General features: G+C 55.2%; 1 rRNA gene. It reads right to left on the bottom strand.

What is annotated here, in order from left to right:
- A 23S ribosomal RNA gene (locus tag QSK35_RS42535) occupies positions 1 to 625 on the bottom strand; the annotation flags it as partial.

A 625-nucleotide genomic window follows, 5' to 3' on the forward strand; every position in this document is an offset into this window, starting at 1 on the left:
CGCTTCACAGTCTCCCACCTATCCTACACAAGCCGAATCGAACACCAATACCAAGCTATAGTAAAGGTCCCGGGGTCTTTCCGTCCTGCCGCGCGTAACGAGCATCTTTACTCGTAATGCAATTTCGCCGGGCCTGCGGTTGAGACAGTCGAGAAGTCGTTACGCCATTCGTGCAGGTCGGAACTTACCCGACAAGGAATTTCGCTACCTTAGGATGGTTATAGTTACCACCGCCGTTTACTGGCGCTTAAGTTCTCAGCTTCGCCCCGAAGGACTAACCGGTCCCCTTAACGTTCCAGCACCGGGCAGGCGTCAGTCCATATACATCGTCTTGCGACTTCGCATGGACCTGTGTTTTTAGTAAACAGTCGCTTCTCGCTGGTCTCTGCGGCCGTCTCGCCCTAGCCCGCAAGAGGCTTCAAGCGCTACGGCCCCCCTTCTCCCGAAGTTACGGGGGCATTTTGCCGAGTTCCTTAACCACAGTTCGCCCGATCGCCTCGGTATTCTCTACCTGACCACCTGTGTCGGTTTGGGGTACGGGCCGCATGAACACTCACTAGAGGCTTTTCTCGGCAGCATAGGATCACTCTACTTCGCCTCAATCGGCTATGCATCACGTCTCAGG

Origin of the sequence: Lentzea sp. NBRC 105346 (assembly GCF_030269605.1) — a bacterium.
GTDB lineage: Bacteria > Actinomycetota > Actinomycetes > Mycobacteriales > Pseudonocardiaceae > Lentzea.